The sequence below is a fragment of the Microseira wollei NIES-4236 genome, from assembly GCF_020521235.1.
Taxonomy (GTDB): domain Bacteria; phylum Cyanobacteriota; class Cyanobacteriia; order Cyanobacteriales; family Aerosakkonemataceae; genus Microseira; species Microseira wollei.
Genome location: NZ_BLAY01000163.1, coordinates 1 through 23,084, shown reverse-complemented (window position 1 = coordinate 23,084; position 23,084 = coordinate 1). Strand labels below are relative to the sequence as shown.

General features: G+C 45.7%; 16 protein-coding genes and 1 pseudogene. 6 read left to right on the top strand and 11 right to left on the bottom strand.

Annotated elements, in window-relative coordinates; genetic code table 11:
• Positions 1 to 586: 586 nt before the first annotated feature.
• Positions 587 to 988 (bottom strand): hypothetical protein, encoded by a 402-nt coding sequence (locus MiSe_RS37140; protein WP_226589940.1) that lies wholly within the window; start codon positions 986 to 988, stop codon positions 587 to 589.
• A 750-nt stretch (positions 989 to 1,738) separates the two neighbouring features.
• Here MiSe_RS37140 and MiSe_RS37135 point away from each other — a divergent pair.
• From MiSe_RS37135 to MiSe_RS37120, 4 genes are all read left to right on the top strand, one after another.
• Positions 1,739 to 1,978, top strand: a complete 240-nt coding sequence (locus MiSe_RS37135) for a hypothetical protein (protein WP_226589938.1) — start codon at positions 1,739 to 1,741, stop codon at positions 1,976 to 1,978.
• 939 nt (positions 1,979 to 2,917) lie between these two features.
• Positions 2,918 to 3,805 carry a group II intron maturase-specific domain-containing protein gene (locus tag MiSe_RS37130; protein WP_226589934.1) on the top strand — a complete coding sequence of 296 codons (888 nt, stop codon included), beginning with the start codon at positions 2,918 to 2,920 and terminating at the stop codon, positions 3,803 to 3,805.
• An 88-nt stretch (positions 3,806 to 3,893) separates the two neighbouring features.
• Complete coding sequence (locus MiSe_RS37125) at positions 3,894 to 4,469, top strand: sigma-70 family RNA polymerase sigma factor (RefSeq protein WP_226589931.1); 576 nt, start codon at positions 3,894 to 3,896, stop codon at positions 4,467 to 4,469.
• A 42-nt stretch (positions 4,470 to 4,511) separates the two neighbouring features.
• Positions 4,512 to 5,117: a cupin domain-containing protein gene (locus MiSe_RS37120; RefSeq protein WP_226589928.1), complete on the top strand. Its 606-nt coding sequence runs from the start codon at positions 4,512 to 4,514 to the stop codon at positions 5,115 to 5,117.
• A gap of 187 nt (positions 5,118 to 5,304) precedes the next feature.
• On the opposite strand, the pseudogene MiSe_RS37115 reads toward MiSe_RS37120, so the two are convergent.
• The 7 genes and pseudogenes from MiSe_RS37115 to MiSe_RS37090 all read right to left on the bottom strand — a co-directional run.
• Positions 5,305 to 5,646: pseudogene (locus MiSe_RS37115) on the bottom strand (tetratricopeptide repeat protein); the annotation flags it as partial.
• Positions 5,577 to 5,828 carry a tetratricopeptide repeat protein gene (locus tag MiSe_RS53150; protein ID WP_373872958.1) on the bottom strand — a complete coding sequence of 84 codons (252 nt, stop codon included), beginning with the start codon at positions 5,826 to 5,828 and terminating at the stop codon, positions 5,577 to 5,579. The pseudogene MiSe_RS37115 and the gene MiSe_RS53150, both read right to left, overlap by 70 nt.
• Positions 5,828 to 6,841 (bottom strand): serine/threonine-protein kinase, encoded by a 1,014-nt coding sequence (locus tag MiSe_RS37110; RefSeq protein ID WP_226589924.1) that lies wholly within the window; start codon positions 6,839 to 6,841, stop codon positions 5,828 to 5,830. The genes MiSe_RS53150 and MiSe_RS37110 overlap by 1 nt, the downstream gene beginning before the upstream one ends.
• A 1,457-nt stretch (positions 6,842 to 8,298) precedes the next feature.
• Positions 8,299 to 10,653, bottom strand: coding sequence for an EF-hand domain-containing protein (locus tag MiSe_RS37105; RefSeq protein WP_226589919.1), 2,355 nt, complete (start codon positions 10,651 to 10,653; stop codon positions 8,299 to 8,301).
• 476 nt (positions 10,654 to 11,129) lie between these two features.
• Entirely contained in the window at positions 11,130 to 13,544 is a 2,415-nt protein-coding gene (locus MiSe_RS37100) for a hypothetical protein (protein WP_226589915.1), read from the bottom strand.
• A gap of 10 nt (positions 13,545 to 13,554) precedes the next feature.
• The gene (locus tag MiSe_RS37095) at positions 13,555 to 15,498 is read right to left on the bottom strand and encodes an AMP-binding protein (protein ID WP_226589913.1); all 1,944 of its coding nucleotides are present in this window, start codon (positions 15,496 to 15,498) and stop codon (positions 13,555 to 13,557) included.
• 75 nt (positions 15,499 to 15,573) lie between these two features.
• A complete protein-coding gene (locus MiSe_RS37090) occupies positions 15,574 to 16,950 on the bottom strand; it encodes an L-lactate MFS transporter (protein ID WP_226589911.1) in 1,377 nt (458 codons plus the stop codon).
• 15 nt (positions 16,951 to 16,965) lie between these two features.
• Here MiSe_RS37090 and MiSe_RS37085 point away from each other — a divergent pair, with 15 nt between their 5' ends.
• A complete protein-coding gene (locus MiSe_RS37085; RefSeq protein ID WP_226589909.1) occupies positions 16,966 to 17,499 on the top strand; it encodes a GNAT family N-acetyltransferase in 534 nt (177 codons plus the stop codon).
• A gap of 105 nt (positions 17,500 to 17,604) precedes the next feature.
• Here the strand turns inward: MiSe_RS37085 and MiSe_RS37080 are convergent, their stop codons facing one another.
• From MiSe_RS37080 to MiSe_RS37070, 3 genes are all read right to left on the bottom strand, one after another.
• Complete coding sequence (locus MiSe_RS37080; protein WP_226589907.1) at positions 17,605 to 17,913, bottom strand: P-II family nitrogen regulator; 309 nt, start codon at positions 17,911 to 17,913, stop codon at positions 17,605 to 17,607.
• A 4-nt stretch (positions 17,914 to 17,917) separates the two neighbouring features.
• Positions 17,918 to 18,889: a sodium-dependent bicarbonate transport family permease gene (locus MiSe_RS37075; protein ID WP_444980605.1), complete on the bottom strand. Its 972-nt coding sequence runs from the start codon at positions 18,887 to 18,889 to the stop codon at positions 17,918 to 17,920.
• 544 nt (positions 18,890 to 19,433) lie between these two features.
• Complete coding sequence (locus MiSe_RS37070) at positions 19,434 to 19,880, bottom strand: hypothetical protein (RefSeq protein ID WP_226589900.1); 447 nt, start codon at positions 19,878 to 19,880, stop codon at positions 19,434 to 19,436.
• A gap of 336 nt (positions 19,881 to 20,216) precedes the next feature.
• Here MiSe_RS37070 and MiSe_RS37065 point away from each other — a divergent pair.
• Positions 20,217 to 23,084 (top strand): nSTAND1 domain-containing NTPase (locus MiSe_RS37065; protein ID WP_226589897.1); only part of this gene is annotated, 2,868 nt, incomplete at its 3' end.

Sequence of the window (23,084 nt, the reverse complement as noted above, 5' to 3'; positions counted from 1 at the left end):
GGTAAAATTGAGGAAACATTTTCAACTGATGGGGCTTGTTGACAAGAATGACCCCATCTTTTTTTACCGCGAGTTGCCTCAAGAAAGCGATCGCTCTGGCTTTTGACGGGGTTGTCACCCCGTCAGCGCCTGTTTAGTTTTACCTTCCCAAAATAGCTGTCCTTGGCTGTGAGGGCGAGACTTCGCTCAGCGTTGGGAATTGACCAGATTGGTGGAAGCGATGGCACCTACACCCCTGGGTCATTCAGTTTCGTGAGCGTTCCAGATGTGGCAGGGAGATCAGATCTCAATTGACTGTTCCCAACAGATAAATTGCCAAACTAATTATTACAAAAGCCCACCAACTAAAAGCAGAAAATTTATCCCTACCTTTAGTTAGCGGGCGCTGTAGTTAAGCGAGGTGCTATCAGCTTTTTAGAATACCTGGGCCGCCCCAAGGATAAGAACAGCGAAACGGTTGCTTTGACCGTTGTCTACTGTATGTTTCTCTCCTTGACAATGGTAATGGCGGGGATGGGCGAGCTAATAATTGCCAGAAGGCAAAGAGAGTACAGTATACACGCTGTACTCTCTTTCTCGAAAGCCATTAGCGCGGTATAGGTTCATCGTCTGGGTTATAAAGCTCTGGCTTTCGCGAACTTATGTATTCTTTAATCTGCTCGTCTGCTGGTGTGAGAAAATTTTTCGTACCTGCATAGTCCCTGATGAGGGCTTGCTGATCTTTATAAGACTCGCGGTCATCTTCATCTAGCAAGTCCAGGTGATGACCGAGAACGCGATCGACCTCAACAATCCAAAAACTCAGAATTTCACAATCGCTAGCAAGCGCTAATATTTCTCCCAGACGGTCAGCTTCCTGTTCTGATGGATTTGGAAGAGCTGCTAACTTGGCATACTCTAGAGCTAGCTTCATCACATTCGCGGAAGACTTTGACAATAGATCTCCATTTTCCCGATTTGACAAGATATCTTCAAGTTCAGAATTCATTTGTTCACCTTTGAAAATCACAACACGAGCTAGCGGGTTTTAGCTCTGTTTTTCGCAAACATTTGAGCCAAAAGTGTGCAGTTTTTACAGTAAATCTGCTGCAATCACAATAAATTTGCGCCTATTCGCATCCCTGAAATTAGTGTCGCTTAACTTTGTGTTTCATAAATCAGCGCGACACAAGTCAGCGCCAGTCACCCTAGCGCGACTTAAGTTAGTCAGCATCATTTAGCTTGACGCTGCAATGGTTAGTGATGCTTTCTCGCACTTGTGACATCCCTACGACATTGGCTTTGCCAAAAATTTATAATTACCTGACCTATTAAAAATAGTTGTCACAAACGCCAGCCTCCACTCACAAAATAATGCCACGAAGCTTGCGTCACCCATGTACTACAATTATAGTATTTTTGGTGGATCTACTAACCTACTCCTTTATCGCCCGAAGGATACTGATTAGACAGCAAGTGAGCAGGTGGGCTTTTAGGCAGGTGGTCAAGGTAAAACAGACGACAAGCGTTGATAGTCTTAAGCTGGAAAGGAAGTAGAAACAGTCAGTTCACAATAACCGCTGGAGGGTGACAAACATCAGGAGTTCTGTAATTTTTGAACTCCTGATGTTCTATAGATTTCCATTATTTCACCCAGCTGGATCTTGCTCTTGCAGCCAAGGAGCTTACTAATTAGTCGTTGTTGCTTGGCAAAGAATACTTCAACAAAGTTTAGTTATTTCGCAAAAAGGAAATATCAATGGATACAGAGGACATCAACAACCTATCTCCAGAGCATGACGGGACATCTGCCTCTGACTGCCAACAATTTGACCGGGTGAGAGAGGAGCGTCTCAGGTTTGATGCTGAGTTTCTAGAGCTACAAGACTCCAAAAGTTCGAGTGGTCGATTGATGTATGCTTTCCTGCGGCGAACCCTCAAGCAATTCTGCTTGAGTAACACCTACACAGAAAGTAGCTGGGCAACCAGTCGGCAATAGTCTACCCCAAATCGATACAAGTAACGCCTAGTATCCGGAGATTCAAACCCGAAGTTTAAATTTTGTCTGTAACTTCTAAACATTTGATCCTGGTCAAACTTGGCTCATGGCGTTAGGAACTAGCGCGTGCGATTCGTTTCTCAGAAATGAGTATATCCTCAAGGATGAGAGCTTCAGTAGAGTAACCTTCACAGGTTGAGTGAGCACTTAAAATCCTCTAATGATGACAACTTGATGTCCATGTAGGTGAGGAAACCTAACCAAGCTAATCAGCAATGACAGTTAGGAAAAACGAGGAAAGATGAAGGACAAACCAACATCATAACTCTATTTAGAAAACACCTTGCCCTACCGCCCCGGTGCGGGGTTGAAAGCACACAAACAACCTAGTTCTAGGTTGCCCCTACAGAAAAAGATTGACTATCTCATTCTGTAAAGCGGGGGTGAAAGCAGGAACAGGTGGTAATAGCTGAAAGCACCCACTGCTAGCAAAAGTTCCAAGGATAGAACAAACGAAGTGTCGATGAGCCGTCGTAACTCCAAGCCAGGGGATATAAGCTCAGTAAGTTAAACCTACACTCCTGGGTCGGGAACATCCGATAAAGGTAAGGACTATCAGATTCACGCTATCGAGATAGCGCACCTCCTAAACCCTCGGCGGAGAGACACATCCTCAAGAACTTAATCAATGGATATCAGGAACGAAATAACCGTCCAAAGCTCCTGATCAAAGTCGATTGATCGGGTAGGCAAGTCTTGCCAAATGCAATGGACAGGTGGGATGGTTCAAGAAGCAAAAGCCCAACCCGAATTGACGGGTATTGCTGGAAAAGAGAAGGATTAACTGCCGGGATAAGCTGAGGTGAACCGCAATGTGTGAAAGCTGGAGTCGAGAGTAGTAATGAATCAGCCATCTGATTCACAACCGCATACAGAGGGATGGAAGACTATCAATTGGCGCAAACGCTCAGAAAACACAGGTCATCGCCCCAGGCGGCACTAATAAGAGACCTCAACCCTGTAATCAGGGGATGGGCTTCATACTATAAGATGTCAGACGCAGTAGGAGTCGGTGAATTTTCCAGACAAGATAAACTGACTTTCCTAAAACTGCGAAGATGGGCAAAACGTCGCCAAGGAAACACAAACTACAGAACAATGAAATACTGGAGAACCCTTGGTGACAACAACTGGATATTCGCAACCAGAGCAAAGGAAGCGAACACCCTCCGGTTACTTTTACATAATGAGTTCAGCAGCAGTAGCACTAATTATGTGAAAGTTAAAGGTGAAAAAAGCCCATACGACGGCGATTCAGTTTACTCGAGTACAAGACTAGGGAGACACCCTGAACTACCAAGTCGTAAGGTTAAGCTGCTACAACAGCAAAAGGGTAAATGTCCCTGGTGCGGACTAGGTTTTCTGGAATGGGATGTGATGGAAGTAGATCGCAAAGTCCCCAGAGCGCTAGGCGGTAAGGATGAGTGGAAAAATCTACAACTGTTACATCGACATTGCCACGATGAAAAGACCGCTATTGACCTAAAAGCAACCCGGAAGAAAGAACACTCAAAATTTCTCAAGGAACTAGCCCAACAATGGGAAAAAGTAGATTGGGAGTGGATAAACGACATTCCGGTCATCAAAAGTCAAACGGTCAAGAAGCCCCACAGTGACAAGGGAAAACACATTGAGTACCCGGATGAAGAGAAATTTTCACGTCCGGTTTCGCAACAGAGGGGTGGGATGGTAACATCCCCCTCGACTCTAACCATTAGACTTGGATGGAAAACCAAGGCTTATTGCACCCCCGGATGTAATAAGTAAGTTGGCCAGATGAGACGTTAAAAGCGATGATTTGTTACTTAGATTGGAGTAAACTCCGATCAAGAGTATTGTAGATCGGAGCAGTTCATTGCAGATTCCTCCTAATCCTGATGATGTTTCGCTCTTAACGAGAATTTCCCAGGGCGACCAGGCTGCTCTGTCCGCTCTGTACGATCGCTATGCCAAAATTATCTACGCCTTCGCGTTTAAAAGTTTAAGATCGGTTGAAGAAAGCGAAGAAGTGGTCATGGATGTGTTTGCTCAGGTTTGGCGCATAGGCGATCGCTACGATGCCCAAAAAGGCAGAGTCGATACCTGGCTGTTTACCATAGCCCGCAGTCGCATTTTAGACCGCGTCCGTAAACTCCAGCGAACTCAAGGAGCGACGACTTTTTCCATCGATGCTCTAGAGATCCAACCTCAAGCGGATAGCGTAGATCTATTCGAGGAAGCGTTTATTGCAGAACGTCGCATTCGAATGATGGCGGCGATGAAAACGCTACCGGATGAGCAGCGGTTAGTCATTGAACTAGCGTATTATCAGGGGCTAAGTCACAGTCAGATTGCGGCTCAAACTGGGATATCGTTGGGAACGGTCAAAACCAGAATTCGCTTAGGCTTGAATAAGTTAAAATCTATTCTCGCTACTGAAGAGAACTGGTAACGACTGAAGGTTGAGAAATTAAATTCAAGGCGGATCGATCAAATGAATGCTGATAACTACTGCTTTTGCGAACTGGCTCCACTTTATGCCCTCGATCTGCTGAGCGAAGAAGAGCGAGCGTGGGTTGAGCAGCAATTAGTCGAATGTCCAGAATTGGCACAAGAATTAGCGGAATATCAAACAGCGGCGGCGGCAATTCCCTACAGTAGTCCCACCGTTGAAATGAAAGCAGATTTAAAAGATCGGTTGTTCGATCGCCTCGGTTTAGATAGTCCCGTCACCTTCGAAGAAAAAACGCCGCCATCGCCATTTTTGAGCGTGCGATCGCAACAACTCAAATGGCGACCTCATTCCAGAGTTGCGGGTGTTTCGATTGCTCGCCTTCATATCGATCCAATTAAGCGTGAAATTGTCGGTTTGTTGCGAGCAGAACCAGGCGTTCGCTATCCCTTCCACATTCACGCTACTGGCGAGGAAATTTACATGCTGGAAGGGGATTTAGTCATAGAAAATCAAGTTTATGGTGCGGGAGATTATATTCGCTCCCGTGCTGGTTCAACTCATGCACCCCACACCAACGGCGGCTGTATGTTCTTCTTCCGCACTTCGATGGATGATGAATATCCTGACTTGGCAACAGTCAGCTAATTGCTAATTGCTAATTGCTAATTGCTAATTCCCAGGCTCCCGCCTGGGAACGAATTGTTAGAGGCTCTGCCTCGATTCAGTTTGCTACTCGTGCAATATCTTAGTTTAAAATAGTATTGACAGAGAATTGAGGATAGAAGCGGATGCAGGTTGAACATGCGATCGCTTTCCCTTAAATCCTAGATATTTAACGACCCAATTGCTTTAGAGTTTGCTTTCGACCCTCTATTGCTGGTTGGTAATCTGGTCTGATTTGTATAGCCTTGTCAAAGGCAGCAATGGCTTCCTCATATCGCTTCAATTTAGACAAATATCTCCCTTTGTTATTGTAGGCAAAAAGATAGTTTGGATTGATTTTAATCGCTGTGTCAAAGGCAGCAATCGCTTCTTCATATTGATGCAACTGCATTAGAGTTTCACCTTTATTATTCCAGGCATCTTCAAGCTTTGGGTCGATTTTTATTGCCCGATCATAGGCAGCAATTGCTTCCTCATATTTCCCCAAATTGTTAAGCACACTACCTCGGCAATTCCAAGCAAAAACTTGACTTTGATTTTAATTGCTTCGTTGCATGACTCGAGACTCTCATGATAGCGCTTCAATCGACCTAGCGCATTACCTTTATTAGTCCAAGCTTGATAAAAGTCTGGGTTTAGCTCAATCGCTTGGTCGTACCTTTTAAGAGCATCTGCGTATTGCTCCTTGCTCACTAGCTCGTTAGCTTGTTCTCAGCCTGATATCTGGGGAAAATGGTGTTGACGATGAATGTTATTCCCACTAATATGAAGGTGAGCAAACTGGGCAATAATTTTGCTAAGATCGTATTTTTTTGTGAGATACTTGAATAGTCTCTGCCAGCAGTAGCAGTGACCAAATTATTTTTTTTACTATTTTTTATGTTCTGTAGGTCATGCAGAACCTCAGTTGCCGATTCGTAGCGATCGCCAGGGTAGTAACACACCATTTTCTCTAAAATCAGGGCTAATTTGTTGCTCACCTGTGCTGCTTGTTCTCGCCAGAACAAATGAAAATATTTGTCATCTCGTTGTAATTCAGCTGGTAAAATCCCTGTTAAGGCATGGATTGCTGTCATGCCTAAGCCATAAATGTCACTACTAAACCTTGGTTTCCCGTCTAATTGTTCGGGTGGCATATATCCCGCTGTACCGATTGAGTGCGTCCCCTTTTCCTGACGCTTACCATTAACTGCCCAAGTGTTGATTTCTTTGACCGCACCAAAATCAATTAGAACAATCTTACCATCTGATTTGCGTATAATTAAATTGGCAGGGTTAATATCGCGGTGTATCACACCATGCTGATGAATAAACACTAAAATTTCCAAAACATCCTGCAACAAGGCAATGACCTGATTTTCGCTCCATCGTTTGCCTTCTTTAATTTCTTGGCTAACCTGACAACCATCAATATATTCCTGAACTAAATAAAATTCTTGATTTTCCTCAAAGTAAGCCAGAAGTCTGGGAATTTGAGGGTGTATGCCTAAGTTCTCGAGTACTATTGCTTCTCTAAAGAAGCGGTGTCGTGCATTCTCCAAAATTAATGGACTGCTTATCATGAGCTGAAGTTGTTTGACGACACACTTAGCGCCACTAAGTCGGTACAAATTTTCCGCTAAATAGGTCTGACTAAATGCTCCTCGTCCTAAGAGGCAGAGAATTCTGTAGTGTCCACCTATTATCTCTCCGGGAGTGAGATTCATACAGCGTTGAAAGTTTGCCTTTCCGGCATAGCTGATTTCGATTTTGTTGGCACAGAATACTGAGAATTGTTTCAAGCCAGGAAGTTGGCTACCTACTCATGAAGGAGTATAGGACAAATCCTGACAGCTTAAATCCGTCTACAGTTGCAATATTAGATTCTGAAAGTTGTCAGTTGCATATCCTAACTCTAGCGCAGATTTACCCTCCAGTAATAATAAAATTTGATTTAGCTGCTCTGCCAGAGCGATTTCATTTCTAAAATAGCTCTCGCTACACAATCTGTTTTTAACCAATGTAAGGATGGGCTTATACACATCCTCTTTGGCATCATCTGTATACTTTAATTTATTTAATCTATGGCTCCTCAACACTTGCATTTTATCAATTGAATTAGTTTGAATTAGTTCAAAATTTTCTTGACATACTTGATTGACTAATCGTTCTGTAACCTATTCGATAACCACAGGTTGGATCGTAAAGCTACTTGCGCTTTTTTCTAGCATAGAACGCTGTCCCAGGACCTGTGTCGTAAAATATTTTCTCGCAACTCTGGCAGCGAAAGTTGCTCTTGCTCAATTGCCAGCCTTTTCTAAAGAGGACAAGCGCTCAAACTGCACATCTATCAAAATACGAAGCTCTCTCAGCATTAATGTCATACTCATGCTTAAGAATTCCGAAACGTTGCCACCAAATATCTCTTCAATCGTCGTTGCAATAAGCTTTATGGCAACAGTCAGCTAATTTTTGATTTCTTCTTTGCTTTGGCTTAGGTCAACAAAGCGGGTCGCTTTTCATCCACCGGATAAATCATATCGTGTCCGGTCGATTACCCATAATTAGGAGTAGGGAACATTATTAACGTTATCTGTTTGTCCGAGATATCTATGATGTTCCCTACGCAACGACGCGGTGAGGTTTTTTTATTATGCGCAATTCAACGGACATGATATCATATGGTTTCCGGTTATACCATGTCCGGTCGATTACCCGCGATTGAGCGATTGGGCACGGCACCAGTAAGGTTATCTGTTCCGGCAAGATATCTCGGATGTTCCCTACATCCCCATCATCTGGGTGGCAACGTGGTCAGGTTTTATTACGGGTGATTCAACGGACATAATATTACATCTAAATGATTAAAATTGGTTGTAGGGGCACGGCGGCCGAAAACCTTCGACTTAGGGACAAAGTTTATTGATGTTCCCTACAATAGGGGCGAAAACCTTCGACTTAGGGACAAAGTTTATTGATGTTCCCTACAATAGGGGCGAAAACCTTCGACTTAGGGACAAAGCTTATTGATGTTCCCTACAATAACTCTACTAAGTAACTCAAGTTGCTAGTTATCTCATGCATAGCAGCTAATGGCTAATGGCTAATGGCGAGATTGGTAAAAATCCAAGATTAGCAATTAGCAATTAGCAATTAGCAAGAAGTTTATAACTAGCAACTTGCGTTAAGTAAGTTCTACGAAGATGCCACTGCGTGCAAATTCTTCCTCTTCAGGACTGAAGTAGGGAGCTTTATCCACGAGGTCAGGGTCAAAGCTGTATGTCTCTTGTAGGAAGTTGCCGCTGATGACAGCCTCCTCCAACTCCTTGATATAATCTTCGGCTAGGGTGCAAGCCTCGCTGATGCCTTGCTGATCGCCTTTTTCCAACAACTTTTGTAATGTTGCTCTGACGCCTGCTAACCGCGATGCCGGTTTGAGCAAACCATAGAGGCGGGATATGCGCTCGATGGTAATGCTGAGGTGTTTGAGCGCTTTGGCGCGTGCCAGTTCAGAATCAAAGCTAGGCCAATAGCGGGTGGTGTAGAATGCTTTCTGATCCTTGTGATACCACTCTTCTGTGCGGGCAATCGATGAGGAGACGGTGTTATGCAGCTTCCAAAAGAATAAGCGCAGAGAGGGGCCATCCACAACCGCAGACAGCTTGGCATCCATTGACATCTCAAATTTACTTAAGTGGGGGTCGCGCCCAAGCAAAAGGTATTCTACAGGGTACATATCCACTTCTTTGTTCTGCACGACGTAGGCATTGAAGTGGTGGCGGCAGTAGGGGCAGGGGTACATGGTGGCAAACATTTTGATAAAGTCTTGGAAGACTGCCACCAAGGCTTTCTGCTGTTCGGGTGTCTTGGTGCAGACAATCTCAGCGGTGGTGTGGAAAAAGCGCCACACCGCTGGACCAATGTAGTAAGGGAAGCTGACGCGCATCCCTGCGTCTTTGACATCACTTCGACCCAGATACACGTCAATAAAGGCTACGTACTGGGACAAACCACCTGACTCGCGCCCAAACTCCTGGCGTTCGCGGCGTTTCTGCACTCCATTCAGGTAGTGGTGTGTGAGTCGCCATGCCTGTTTGATTTCCAGCTTTTGTTTTGGCGTGCATTTGGGAAAGTTCTCTGCTACATCTGCCCCATAGCGGTCAAACTCTCCTAGCGCCTTGGTAGTTTCGTACCACTGGTTCAACGCTGCCTCGTCGGGTACGGTATTGCTTTGGATATCGGCGGCGGTGCTGACGTTGAACGCAGCTAGCAGCTTCGGCATGAAATCCTCATACCAGTAAGCTACCGGCATCATTGCACCATCTATTGCTTCTGAAGCATCTTTGAGGATGACGCGGTGCCACTTTTTCAGGTAATCTTTGGGATCTCCCTCTGATTTGGCGGTTGGGGGAGCAAGTTCCTGATTCAGTTCCATCTGCCGCAGTCGGTTGAGTTCGTTGATCGCCAGCACACCCTCGGCGATATCGCGGAAGCTGAAATGCTTCTTCTTGATTGTGATGGCAAACTCGACCCCCGCCGCAAACTTCTGCTTGACGCTGGTAGATTTACTGCGTGCCTCCAACATCGCCTTCTCTTCTGCCAACATTTCTGGCGTTTTTTCTACTGTCTTCCAGTTCTTGATGCGGTCTTCGAGTCGCGCGTACTCAGCCGTAATAGAATCAACAACTGCATCCAACAAAGGGTAGCAAGCTTGTTCCACTACACCTAACCCTTTGTAGAGCGCGATCGCCAGCTTGATAAACTGTACAAAATCAGAGATCTTGTAGGGCAGGTTTCGCACCCGCAGGTGAGTTTCGTGATTGGCGCAGAAACTTTCCCGGAAGCTGCGGTAAGCTGCTCCTTGAATCAAACGGAACATCCCAATCTGCATTTGCAGGCGGGAGGTACCGCGCTGCTTTTGACCCTGTGAGTCTTGCACAAGCATTTCTTTCAACCGCACCACTTCCTGGTCTATGTCACCGACTGTTTGTTGTGGAGTGGCATCGGCGATCGCAGGAGCGGCTGTATCATTTGCGGTACGGGTGGGGGGAATGGGTGAATCTGTATAGCCGCTTGTTATTTCTGACTCATCCGGCACCAGCTTCACGAACTCCTCAAAGTCAATAGAGGCATCGCCATCATGGTCAACCTCTTTGATCATCTCATCGAGTTCTCGATCTGTCAGCCCAAACTGACTCATCACGCTGCGTAACTCGTTAGCAGTAATTTGACCGCTACCGTCCTCATCAAATACGCTGAATGCTAGTTTAAGACGGCTCTTGCGGTCTCCTTTTTGAGCCACCATTAGCGCTTTGAATTCTTCAAAATCGATACTGCCCGATAAATCAACGTCTACTTCTTTAATCATGTCGCGCAACTCGATTTCCCTGGGACTTTGCCCCAACGAACGCATCACCTGCCCCAGTTCCTCTACTGAGATGCAACTGCTGCCGTCTGTATCAAACACTTTGAACGCTTCCCACAGCTTTGCTACTTCTTCTTCTGTGATAACGTTTTTTTCTACTTCCACAGGTGTCATGATTAAATCCTCCATTCCTGAATTGCTCCTGTAATATAACCGCTCGTTTTTCACCTCTTCAATTAATCATGATACAATTTTGCCTAAATTTTTTCTAGTTCTCTGTCAACAAATTAGCTGATTTTTAAACTAGCCCTGCTAATAGCTAATCGCTAATTGCTCTGGAGGCAATTGACAATTACAGCGGCTTGCAGCCGCGTGAGGTACAGCGAAATTGCGCCTTTTGTGTAGCGTACACAAAAGGCGGTGTACCTCATCCGACTGAAATCCGCTGTAGCTACAAAACTTACGCAAGGGCGTTGCCATCACCAAAGTTTCGACCTATATCTCTAGTTGACAAACCAACGATTTTTCGGAGAAACTTTGGTGTTTGCGTCAGGAATGAGCTATTAGCAATTAGCAATTAGCAATTAGCCATCCATACTACCGATCCCACCGGACATGATATCAATTGCCCGCTTTATCTAATGCGCTCGCTATGACAAAATAATTCTATTTTCTCTAAACTCAATCGTTTGCCCCCCAACTTTCACCCGCGAATCTAAACCATTACCCTCAATTTCTACCTGGGGTGCTGCCCCGTTTTGTACGGTCATGACAACAAAAAAGCGTCCGCTTCCAGTTGCCCGCAAAACTCCCCCTTTTTCCCCCGGTTCAAACGCGATTTTTACATTTTCCGGCGTCACAAACGTTCCCTGCATGGTGGCGCCAGAAGCGGCTTGAATTGTAAAGCGCCGACCGTCAATTTTCACCGTTTCTTGGGTATGCATTACCCAAGTTTTCTCCGGCAATGCTTCCTCATCTGTAAACTTATCGACTACTACAAATAAACCCGGTGCGCCACTGGCGCTACTGTAGTCTACGGCAAGCGATCGCACCCAATTCTCTCTCCTCAAACTCACCACCCCAGACCCATTTGCTTCGGCTTGAAAGAAAATCGGTTGCGCTCCCATAGGAGCCAATTTCTCATCGGTCAGCACCACATTTTCATCCTCTTGTTTCCCATCGGATGGCCCCGCATCTGCCCACTTTCCTCCTAAACCCCAAATGCGAAAACTACCCGCATCGGGAAATGACCAAGATTGACGTAAAGGTTCTCGTTTTAAATAAATACTCGCGACAAAATCCTTGTCATCCTGCCACTGGTTGCGGAAAGAGTAAAAACCTTTTTGCTCGTCTACCAATACGCGACCAAATATTTCCGCCGGGTTGATAGGTGCGATATCTTCGCGATATCCGACTAAGGCGAAAATTGCCTCGTGGGGGCCATATTCTGCAATGCCAAAAGTTTGATCGCCTTGCCAACCAAAGTAGCGATTGAAAAACCATTGCACGCCTGGTAAAAATCGTTCTGGGACGATACCCAAACCAAGCGCAAATAACGCACCGTCTGGGCTAATTCGGTGGCGTCCGTAAGTCGGGGCGGCTACTAAATCCCCTCGTCTGACTATTCGCATGACGTAATGGGGTAAGAACCATTCCCCACTCGAACCTGACACGAGGTCTTGACCTAAAACGTTTTGATATGCGTGTAAAAACGGCACAATTGCATGTAAAGATTCGCGGGTATAAAGATCGCCTTCAGTGCCAAAACCACGCTCTCCAATCGCAACTTTCATGTAGCGCTTAATGTTGCGTTCGGCAATTTTTAGCAGGCGTTCTGGGTTGGTCGGTTCGCTAAAAAACTCGTCGGGTTCTTTTAAAATTGCTAAAGCAGCTAAACCCGCTGCACCACGCGCCCTGGCATTCCAGTTGCTTGGGGGGTGGGGGTTCCAAGCTGGGTCTTTTGTTCCTGCTATTAAGCTTGTAGTTTGCTGTGCTAACCAAGTCGTTATCTTTTTGCGTCGTTGTTCGTCCCAGACGTTATAACAGAGGTCGTAAGCTAAGGCAATACCTGCAACAATCGAGGACTGTTCTAACAAGCGGGGACCGGGTTGATTGATTGAGTTTACTACAATTTGCCATGCGGTTTCTGCTGGTTGTTGCCGTTCGTTTAATAAAGCCAGAAAGCAATGACCGGCAGCGTGATAACCACCATTGGGGGCATAGCTATCGTAATAGATTTTTCCGGTTAAACTTTTTCTCAGTTGAGCGATAATAACTTGACCTGTAGGAGTTTTTGCCTTTTCGCGTAAGGCTGGAAGTTGCTGTTCTAGAAAAATTAATCGGGGATGTTCTTGTGAATTAATCTCGAGATGGTTGGGCAATTTTTTAGGCCAATGGGGACGAATAACGCCGCTGATTTCCCCTTTGAGCGGCTGATTTTTAAAGCTGCCTGAATAAGTGCCGACTAGCTGGTTTTGCTGTAGTTTTAATTCTATTTGATAGTCGGCTTCTCCCACTACTTGCACCCAAGGATCGGGGCTGGTTTTGATTTTGACTCGCAGACGCCAACGACCCTGGGTGAGATCTGTTTGGATGATTTCTACTGTACCTTGATGGTCGGCTTGGTTGAACTGGGGTGCATAACCCCAAACTTCGCGATTGCATCTACTTTGAGAGCAGGCTAAATCTAAGGTAATGTCCTGATACGCGATTGCTTTTTCCCCTGACTTCCACAACCCGCGTTTCAGGGTAATGCTAATATCCCCAGATAGTTCCTGCGGTTCGATATTTTGAGCTACAGCATGAGAATTGCCCAGCAAAAATATCAGTGCTGCTGCAATAATAGATTTAGGGAGGGGGAGACGCGGGGAGGGGGAGACGCGGGGACAAGGTTCAGACGGGGATTGAGAAAGAGACTGAACGCGACCCACTGAATCAGAAGATTCAATCGGGGTCTCACACCCTTCTTGGAACGGAAGTTCCAAACGCGAGTCTTGAGAAACTTCTTTCGCTCCGCGTCTCCCTATCTCCGCTTCCCCGCGTCTTCTTCGATGACTTTTCATCATTTCTCTGCTCTCATGCAAACATCCAATTGATTAAATCGCGATACCTTTCTGCTACGACGTTGCGGCGAATTTTCAATGTTTGCGTCAACAGTCCATTTTCGATTGTAAAAGGTTCTTTAATTAGCTCAAAAGCAATAATTTCATCATCCCGACGATATCCAGGACGATTTCGCACTTCCCGGTTTAGTTCAGCGCGAAATAAGTCTCGAATTTCCTTACTATTCAGGTTAATTTCTCCCGCTTTTATTTGCGCTTTATCGCTCTTTTCTACCCACCGTTCTAAAGCTTCTAAATTTACTACAATTATAGCCCCCACAGATTTCCGATCTTGACCCACTAACATAATTTGGTCAATGTAAGGACTCCGCAAACAAGCATCTTCAATTGGTTGAGGTTCGATATTTTCTCCATTGGTTAAAACAATCGTATCTTTGGCGCGACCCGTGAGAACGATTTGACCGTCTGGCGTTAACCAACCAATATCGCCTGTATCAAACCAACCTTCTGGATCGATTGCTTTTTTTGTCGCTTCTGGGTTGAGAAAATATCCCTGCATGACTTGGGAACCCCGCGCCATGACTAAACCTTTTTGACCTGTGGGTAATGGTTTATGGGTTTCTAAATCGACTATTTTTATTTCAGTATTTGCGATGGGGAAACCCGAAGAACCGCGTAGGTTTCGCCAGTAACGACGCACTGTTAAAACTGGTGCGGTTTCCGTTAGTCCGTATCCGACTAAAATATCTATTCCGATAATTTCAAAGAAGTCTTCTAAGTGTTGCGCTAAAGAACCGCCGCCGCAGATTAATTGTTTTAATTTACCCCCCGTTGCTTGCTGAATTTTTTTGTAGATCAGCATTTCTCCCAGATAATGCAGGGGTGCGAGGGTGATGGTTTTTACCCAAGCTTGGAAGATTTGCGCGAGCGTTGGGTTAAGATTCTCCAAATCCAGTCTTTTCCAAGTCCGAACTGCTTTAATATAACTTTGACTCACAGTTAAAAAAGACTGGATAAATTTCTGCATCCGGGGCGATTTATCGCGGAAAGATTTTTGTATTCCTTCGTAAATCGATTCCCACAAACGCGGTACGCCGACGACGTATTGCGGCGTATAAGTTTGCAAATCTTGTTTCAGATAGCGACGATTGGTATAAATTTGAGTGCAACCTTGAGCAAGGGTAAAGTATTCTCCGATTCGTCCAAAGCTGTGCCAAGTTGGGAGGATGCTAAGCGTGCGATCGCCTACGGAAGGTTGGATCGCTGATGTCAGTGCAATCAGTTGATGGATAAAATTTTCATGGGTTAACATCACGCCTTTGGGTTTCCCCGTTGTCCCGGAGGTGTAAATTAAAGTTGCCAAAGTTTGGGGATTTTGATTGACGGGTTTTAGGGTATAATTTGATGCCATCTTCATCAATTGCCAGAAATTGATCGCTTTCAATCCCATGATGATTTCCGGAGTTTCATCTGATAGCAACACCACCCATTGTACGGGCAAATCGAATAATTCTGGCGTCAATTTGTTGAGGGTTTTGAGATTTTCGACCACCAACCCCGTACTACCGCTGTGTTCCAAAATATACAGCAATTCTTCCCGTTCGGCGGCAGAAGAACGCACCGCATTCGCCGCACCCGCCAGGATTATCCCTTGATCTGCAATCATCCACCGCGCACTGTTATCGGCAAATAAAGCGACGCGGGACGGAATGGGTGCTTTTGCGTCGGATTCTAGACCTAATGCCTGGATTCCGGCAGCGAATTGCTGGATTTGTGCGTATAGCTGGGCGTAAGTTAGAGATACTCTAGGTTTGGCGTGGGGGTCAAGTAACGCCACCACATCTGGGAACAGTTGGGAAGTAGTTTCCCAAATTTGGGGAAGGGACTGTAAGGCGGAATAGTCGATCAGTCCCGTCATTTCAAAGCGTTCGCGATCGCTAAAATTGTATTTGCCCATTGTGCGTTCATCCCTGATGTGCTTAGGTTGGTGGACATTAGCAAAATTATAAATTACGTGGGGAAGCGACTGTGTTTATTGAGATCGCATCTTTTTCGGTGTCGCCACCGCTAGCAGGAATTCCACCAACGACCAAAGCAGGGGAATAATGGGAGTAATGACCCATTTATAAAGGAAGTCTGCGATCGCAGTTTTCCGGGGACGATTGAGGGAAAATGTTGCCACGATGATGGCGGCGATCGCCAGTATCCCCGTCACGTAAAAAAACGGTGCAAAGCTACCAAAAATTACTCTAATTCCACCTGCTGTAAAAATGCCCGATAAACCTCCAATCCCAAAGGAAGTAAACAGTAACCCGTAATTACTGGGGTAATTTTCAATTGAGAAAAAGCTCAACGTAGCAGCAGGTGCGACGGCTAACCAAGCACCCAAACAAAACCAGAATATGGAAAAAGCCACTAAAAAGTTTCCCAACTGACCCTGAGTGGTATTTAACATCAAAATCGACGCAATTAGAATGAGTACATTAATCGCGACGATTGTAAGTTTGGGTTTGAGGCGGTCGTTTAGCCAACCGAATAAAGGACGCCCGATGCCGTTGAATGCGGCAAATAAAGGCACGGCGAAAGTGAGATTTTCCGGTGGGAGTCCGACGAGTTCTCGACCGACTTGGGCAGTAGTTGCGATCGCAGTCAATCCTACAAACGTTCCCACAATGTAGCACAGCCACAATCCATAAAAAGTTTGCGTCTGCACCATCGGCAGGGCAGAAGGATTGCTGTCTGTATTGTCAGTAATTATCTCTTCTTTGGGATTCCAACCTGGAGGTTTCCAACGAGGAGGCGGCATTCTTAAAACTGTTGAAATTGCCAGAATAATCAAGGTAAATGCCATACCTAAAATTACAAACGTCGAACGAACGCCAAATGCTTTAATTAGGGCAAATGCCAAAGGTGCTGTCACCAATGGCGAAAGACCAAAACCTACAACCGTCATGCCTACTGCGAAACCTTTGCGGTCGGGAAACCACCGCGCAGAAATTGCCAAAGGAACCCCATAAGCCATGCCGACGCCGATGCCTGCGATCGCACCGTAGCTAAGGATTAAACAAGGCAAATTCGGGGCAATACTTGATAGTAAATAGCCAATTCCTACAACAATTCCACCCGTAGCGGTGAGGATGGTTGGATTGCACCGATTCATATACAATCCGCTAATCGGCATTACCAAGGTAAACATCACTCCCAGTACCAAAAAAGGCAGTAAAATTGTACCGGGTTTGGTTTGGAGTGCTGCTTCAAAAGGGCCGCTGAAAATACTCCAGGAATAGACCGTTCCTAGACAGAGTAATACAATTAGACCCAAGGGAATAAACAACCACCTGCCGACTTCAGGGCGTAGTCCAAATAGTTTGGCATTGTCGGGGAATTCAAACAATTGAATACCGTTCATTTTGCCTGTTCTCAAATGGATTCACAATTGTTCTATATTTTTACACTCTCAGGTGCGTTAGGGCAAGCACCCAACCCCGACGCCAGACGCGCTATAATGCTATCGCTTCATCTCAGAGCGGTTTACCTCATGGAATTTAACGTTATTTTCCAGCTAAACGAAGCACAAAAAAATGATTTGATGGAACTTTATAAAAATGCGTTTTGGTCGCAGCAAAGAATGCGTGCTGATGTTGATAAAATGTTGGATCATACTAATATGATTGTGGGAATAGAGTCGCGCCAGGGCAAATTAATCGGATTCTGCCGCGTTCTCACAGATTTCGTCTATCGAGCCATTCTTTTCGACGTAATTATACATCCAGATTATCGCGGTCAAGGGTTAGGCAAACTGTTAATCGATACCGTTGTAGAACATCCAGATTTACAACAAGTGGAACATATCGACCTCTGCTGTTTGCCAGAAATGATTGACTTTTACAAACAATGGGATTTCACCACAGAATTAGGTGAATTTCGCTTAATGAGGCGAAACCGTAGGGTGCGTTAACGCAGTGTAACGCACCTTACTTTTATATAGAGGCCGTAGCCTCTATATTTTTGTTCCCAGGTTGAACCTGGGAACGAGATATACGAAGTGTAACGCACCTTACTTTTACCCAACGCACTGAGTGGTTCGCAACTCGATTGCATCGGAAATAAAACAAGAACCGCCAAATTTATGCAAAATTGCTCTAATATTTCCCACCACTGCATCGAGTTTTTCAGGGGGAAAGAAAGCAACAATATAAACATTATCCAGCATCCTCATTGCTAAATCGTGCTTACCATCGCCTCTGGTACTTTTTCCCGCCACATCCCGAATTACTGTATAACCCGGTACGTCAGCTTGATCTAACCCTTTTAAAATCCTTTCCAATTCCATGTAATTGGCAATAATTTCGATGCGTTTGACTGGGTTCATTAGATTAACTCCAAAAAAGATTGATGCCGTATAGATACAGCGGAATGCCGACGATGATATTAAACGGAAACGTCACCGCTAAAGCAGTAGAAACGTATAAACTCGGATTCGCTTCGGGAACCGTTAACCGCATCGCTGCGGGAACGGCAATATAAGAAGCACTCGCACACAAAACCGAAAATAATAAACTATCTCCTGGCGACATGCCGATGACTTTAGCAATCAGCAAACCAATGGTAGCATTAACTACTGGAATTAGTATGGCAAAGGAAATGAGGAAAGCCCCGGTTTTTTCCAAATCTTTTATTCTTCTAGCTGCTAGCAGTCCCATATCTAACAAAAAGAAGGTGAGAACGCCGTCAAACAGATCTTGGGTAAAGGGTGACAACTTGTGCCAACCGCTTTCACCCGTCAGGACTCCCACGATCAGACTACCAACTGGCAGAAATACCGAACTGTTGAAAAAGGCTTCTTTTAACACATCAGACCAAGCAAACTCTCGCTTATCCCCATCTGTCGTGAATAAATTGACTAAAATTAAACCGACAATAATCGGAGGAGATCCCATTAAAGGAACGGCTGCTACCATGTAGCTATCAAAGTTAATCCCCTGTTGGTTGAGGAAAAACCTGGCGGCGATGAAGGTAACGGCACTGATGGAACCGTAAGAGGATGCGATTGCAGCTGCATTATATGCGTCTAGCTTGATCTTTAAAATAAAGAATGTATAGACCGGAACAAATGCCGACATCAACATCGCCGCCAAAATTGTTAGAATCACCTCTTGACTAATGCCGCTTTTTACCAGTTCCACCCCGCCCTTAAACCCAATCGCAAATAGCAGATACAGCGAGAACATTTTGGCGACGGGAGGCGGAATTTCCAGATCCGACTGGACAAAAACAGCCACCATGCCCAAAAAAAACGCCAGGACAGGTGGATTCAAGATGTTGGATACTATCAAGCTGACATCCATTTCCACCAATCCTCCCAGTTTGTACTTGCAATCCAAGCTCAAGAATTGATTGTTACACGTTGCGGACATGGTGATTGAGAAAATATACTCATCGCCCAGGTTCCAAGACTCATCGACGAGGATATTTGACTCGTCGTCGAGTATTTTTGACTCGCGGGCGAAGATATTTGTCTCGTGGGCGAGTATTTTTGATTCACAGGCGAAGATATTTGACTCACAGGCGAGTATTTTTGACTCACAGGCGAGTATTTTTGACTCACAGGCGAGTATTTTTGACTCGCGGGCGACGATATTTGACTCGTCGTTGAGTGTTGGAGGGTGGTGTGCGACCGCTTGTGCCAGATCTCCCACCTGTTGCAATACCTGATAACCATTTTTCGTCGCATCAACGAAAATGTAGTAGCACGGCACGAGAAAGTTTTGTCGAATCGCGCAAAGTGTTTTGAATGTTCCCCACCATGTCGCCTTGCACCCAATAGACCTCTCCAACAAAGAATCTCAAACACAGGCGGGACGCCTATCCCACAAGAGATATGGTCGAAGTCTAATGGGAAACCGCTGTAATCGCTGGCGGGTTGTGCAACGGGTGTAAGATGCGAGTTTGGAGGGTGATGTGCGTTCGCTTTCCCCAGATCTCCCACCTGTTGCAATACCTGATAGCCATTTTTCGTCGCATCAACGAAAATGTAGTAGCACGGCACGAGAAAGTTTTGTCGAATCGCGCAAAGTGTTTTGAATGTTCCCCACCATGTCGCCTTGCACCCAATAGACCTCTGCAACAAAGAATCTCAAACACAGGCGGGACGCCTATCCCACAAGAGATATGGTCGAAGTCTAATGGGAAACGGCTGTAATCGCTGGCGGGTTGTGCAACGGGTGTAAGATGCGAGTTTGGAGGGTGGTGTGCGTTCGCTTTCCCCAGATCTCCCACCTGTTGCAATACCTGATAACCATTTTTCGTCGCATCAACCGGGCGGTAGGGAACATTCAAAAAACTTTGCGCCCAGAGACAAAACTTATATCATGTTCCCTACCATCTTGCGTTGTAATCAAGGGAAAACTGCTGCGATCGCTCGCGGGTTGTGCAACGGGTGTAAGATTTCTGTTTCCTCACCTGCCAGGGATTTTACCTCACAACATGTTTGAAACGTAGGGGCACGGCACCAGAAACATTGGTCTTCAAACCCGAAATCTTAATAATGCCGTGCCCCGACCAGGTGTCGGATAAACCCTCAACTCGTACTTGAATTATTTTTGCCCTCTGGAAACTTACACTTAACTGCAATTTCTACATTTTTTTCCGCCGACCCTTGGGTAATCTAGCAGCATGACACGATACGCCCTCGTGATTGGAATTGCCCAGTACGACAGCAGTTTAGGCAGTCTGACTAAGCCTACCAACGATGCAGAAGCAGTGGCAAGTATTTTGGCACAGCCGGGTTATGGTGATTGGCAAGTCAAGCGGTTACCGGAGGGGTGGAATAGCGAGAAAAACTGTTACGAAGTGGCGCGGGAACGATTAAATGGCACTGATTTGGGGCAAATGCTGCAAGATTTTATCCGGCAACAAGCAGACAGAAAAGATGCTCTGATTTACTTTAGCGGACATGGCTTCACTGTATCGGATAATTTGGGTAAAAAGAAGGGATATTTAGCAACTTCTGATTGTACGAGTAATGCGATCGCAACGCGGGGTATTGCCCTTGACAGTCTGAATCAGTTAATCCTGGAATCAAATTTGAGCAGTTTGGTTGTGCTGTTAGATTGCTGTCATGCTGGGTCGATTTTAGAGAGCAATTTAGTCAGACAAAGTTTAACTGCATTTAACTCATCTCAGAAAGATTATTATTTAATAGCGGCTTGTCGAGATTTTGAGTCGGCTTGGGAAGGGGAGAAATATAGCGTTTTCACAGAAGCTTTACTCAAAGGACTGGGGGAAGAGAATGCTGGAAGTGATGGACAGGTTAGTTGCGATCGCATCTTCGACTTCATCGCCAGAGAACTCAAGCGCAGCGGGCAAGAACCGATTCGCATGGGTTGGGGACGTTCGATTACATTACTCCAGTATCCATTCAAAGTTGCACCACGTCCTACGGTTGTATCAGAAACATGTCCTTATCAAGGATTGAGATATTTTGACGATAAAACCGCACAATTCTTTTTTGGACGCAACAAAGTTGTCGAGATTTTAATCCAAAAACTAGAACAAGCCGCATTTGTGCCAGTAATTGGCACTTCCGGAAGTGGCAAATCTAGTGTAGTCCGGGCGGGACTGATTCCCTGGTTGAAACAAAACCCGAATTGGCAAGTATTGCCGCCGATGATTCCTAATTTCGACCCGTTGAATCGGTTAAAACGAGTGTTTGACTCGCTATTTGACTCGGAACCGGAAATACTCGAACAGGTTTATGATGCGATTGACAATAACGTGGAGGGTTTAGAGGCGGTTCTCTCTCAACTGCCATCAACCGAGCAATTTTTGTTAGTCGTGGATCAATTTGAAGAGGTGTTTACCCTCTGCCGGAAAGAGAAAGAACGGGAACGCTTTATTGAATTATTAACTCAGATAGCTGAGATTCGCCCTTCCCGGTTGGCAGTTGTGATGACAATGCGGGCTGATTTTGTGGGGGATTGCCTCAAATATAAATCCCTGACGCAATTAATCCAGCAGCAAGCGGTTTATATGCCACCTTTTACTGAAGAAGACTTAAAAGAAATCGTTGTTAAACCCGCCCAAATTCAGGGCTACAGTTTAGAACCAGGGTTACTGGAAGCGATTTTAGCAGATGTGCTAAAGGAACCGGAATCTTTGCCCCTGCTGGAATTTACCCTCACACAACTTTGGCAACCCGCAACAGAGCAAGGGCATCAGTTGAGTTTGGCACAGTATCGAGAACTTGGTCGGGTAAGTGGGGCGTTGAATCGTCATTCAGAGCAAATTTATCAACAAATCGGTGAGAAATTTGGCGCACCAGGACAAGAGTGGGTAAAGCGAATCTGCTTAAGTTTGGTGCGAACGGGTGCAGGCACGAAAGATACCCGCCAACGGCAACCGAAAGCGGATTTATTGGCGATCGCTAAAGACAACGAAGGGCAGATTGCTAAAGTTTTAGACCAACTGGTGAAAGGACGCTTATTAGTAACCGGAGCAGAAGATCGGGGTAGCACAAGAGTAGGGGCGGTGCCCCCGTGCCCGCCCCAGCAGGTTAGCACAGAAGTAGGGGCGGTGCCCCCGTGCCCGCCCCAGCAGGTTAGCAAAGAAGTAGGGGCGGTGCCCCCGTGCCCGCCCCAGCAGCAGGGGAGAGAAGAAATTAAGGCAGTAGCCTGGGTGGATTTAGCCCACGAAGCATTAATAGAAGGATGGCAACAATTTGCCAAATGGCGGGAGGAAGACCGAGATTTACGGCGACTGATTGACCGACTCAACGATGCGCGAAAAGAGTGGTCCAAGCGTGGGCAGGAAGATAACTATTTAATTATGGGCGGATTGCTGGCTGAGGTGCGGCAAAACTGGGAAAAGATAGAGCCATATTTATTAAATGCAGCCAAAGCGTTTTACCAACAAAGCGATGCTCGCGAACAAGACCGAATTGCCAAATTACAGCAACTACTCACCGAATCTCGACTACGAGAACAGGCAGCGAGAGTGCTGAATTTATTGACTGTCCAACCGCTAGATGGTCTAGTTTTGGCAATTAAAACAATGGGTGAGAATGCAGAGAAATTGTCAAACCAGATTCTTGCCCCAGTTCAGACTAGCCTGCATAGAGCGATGGAAACAGTCAGAGAGTCAATTCTCTTCCAGGGACATGAGCATTCTGTCAATTCAGTCGCGTTTAGCCCCAACGGGGAGATGATTGTCAGTGGCAGTACTGACAAGACGGTGCGGTTGTGGGATCTCTCTGGCAACCCGATTGGTCAACCTTTCTTTGGACATGAGTATTCTGTCAATTCAGTCGCGTTTAGCCCCAACGGGGAGATGATTGTCAGTGGCAGTGCTGACAAGACGGTGCGGTTGTGGGATCTCTCTGGCAACCCGATTGGTCAACCTTTCTTTGGGCATGAGAGTTCTGTCAATTCAGTCGCGTTTAGCCCCAACGGGGAGATGATTGTCAGTGGCAGTGCTGACAAGACGGTGCGGTTGTGGGATCTCTCTGGCAACCCGATTGGTCAACCTTTCTTTGGGCATGAGAGT

Excerpts from the sequence above, each read along its gene's own strand:
- MiSe_RS37140 (WP_226589940.1), bottom strand. The coding sequence starts at position 988 with ATGAATTCTGAACTTGAAGATATCTTGTCAAATCGGGAAAATGGAGAT.
- MiSe_RS37135 (WP_226589938.1), top strand. The coding sequence starts at position 1,739 with ATGGATACAGAGGACATCAACAACCTATCTCCAGAGCATGACGGGACA.
- MiSe_RS37130 (WP_226589934.1), top strand. The coding sequence starts at position 2,918 with ATGGAAGACTATCAATTGGCGCAAACGCTCAGAAAACACAGGTCATCG.
- MiSe_RS37120 (WP_226589928.1), top strand. The coding sequence starts at position 4,512 with ATGAATGCTGATAACTACTGCTTTTGCGAACTGGCTCCACTTTATGCC.
- MiSe_RS37110 (WP_226589924.1), bottom strand. The coding sequence starts at position 6,841 with ATGAATCTCACTCCCGGAGAGATAATAGGTGGACACTACAGAATTCTC.
- MiSe_RS37105 (WP_226589919.1), bottom strand. The coding sequence starts at position 10,653 with ATGACACCTGTGGAAGTAGAAAAAAACGTTATCACAGAAGAAGAAGTA.
- MiSe_RS37100 (WP_226589915.1), bottom strand. The coding sequence starts at position 13,544 with ATGATGAAAAGTCATCGAAGAAGACGCGGGGAAGCGGAGATAGGGAGA.
- MiSe_RS37095 (WP_226589913.1), bottom strand. The coding sequence starts at position 15,498 with ATGGGCAAATACAATTTTAGCGATCGCGAACGCTTTGAAATGACGGGA.
- MiSe_RS37090 (WP_226589911.1), bottom strand. The coding sequence starts at position 16,950 with ATGAACGGTATTCAATTGTTTGAATTCCCCGACAATGCCAAACTATTT.
- MiSe_RS37085 (WP_226589909.1), top strand. The coding sequence starts at position 16,966 with ATGGATTCACAATTGTTCTATATTTTTACACTCTCAGGTGCGTTAGGG.
- MiSe_RS37080 (WP_226589907.1), bottom strand. The coding sequence starts at position 17,913 with ATGAACCCAGTCAAACGCATCGAAATTATTGCCAATTACATGGAATTG.
- MiSe_RS37075 (WP_444980605.1), bottom strand. The coding sequence starts at position 18,889 with ATGGATGTCAGCTTGATAGTATCCAACATCTTGAATCCACCTGTCCTG.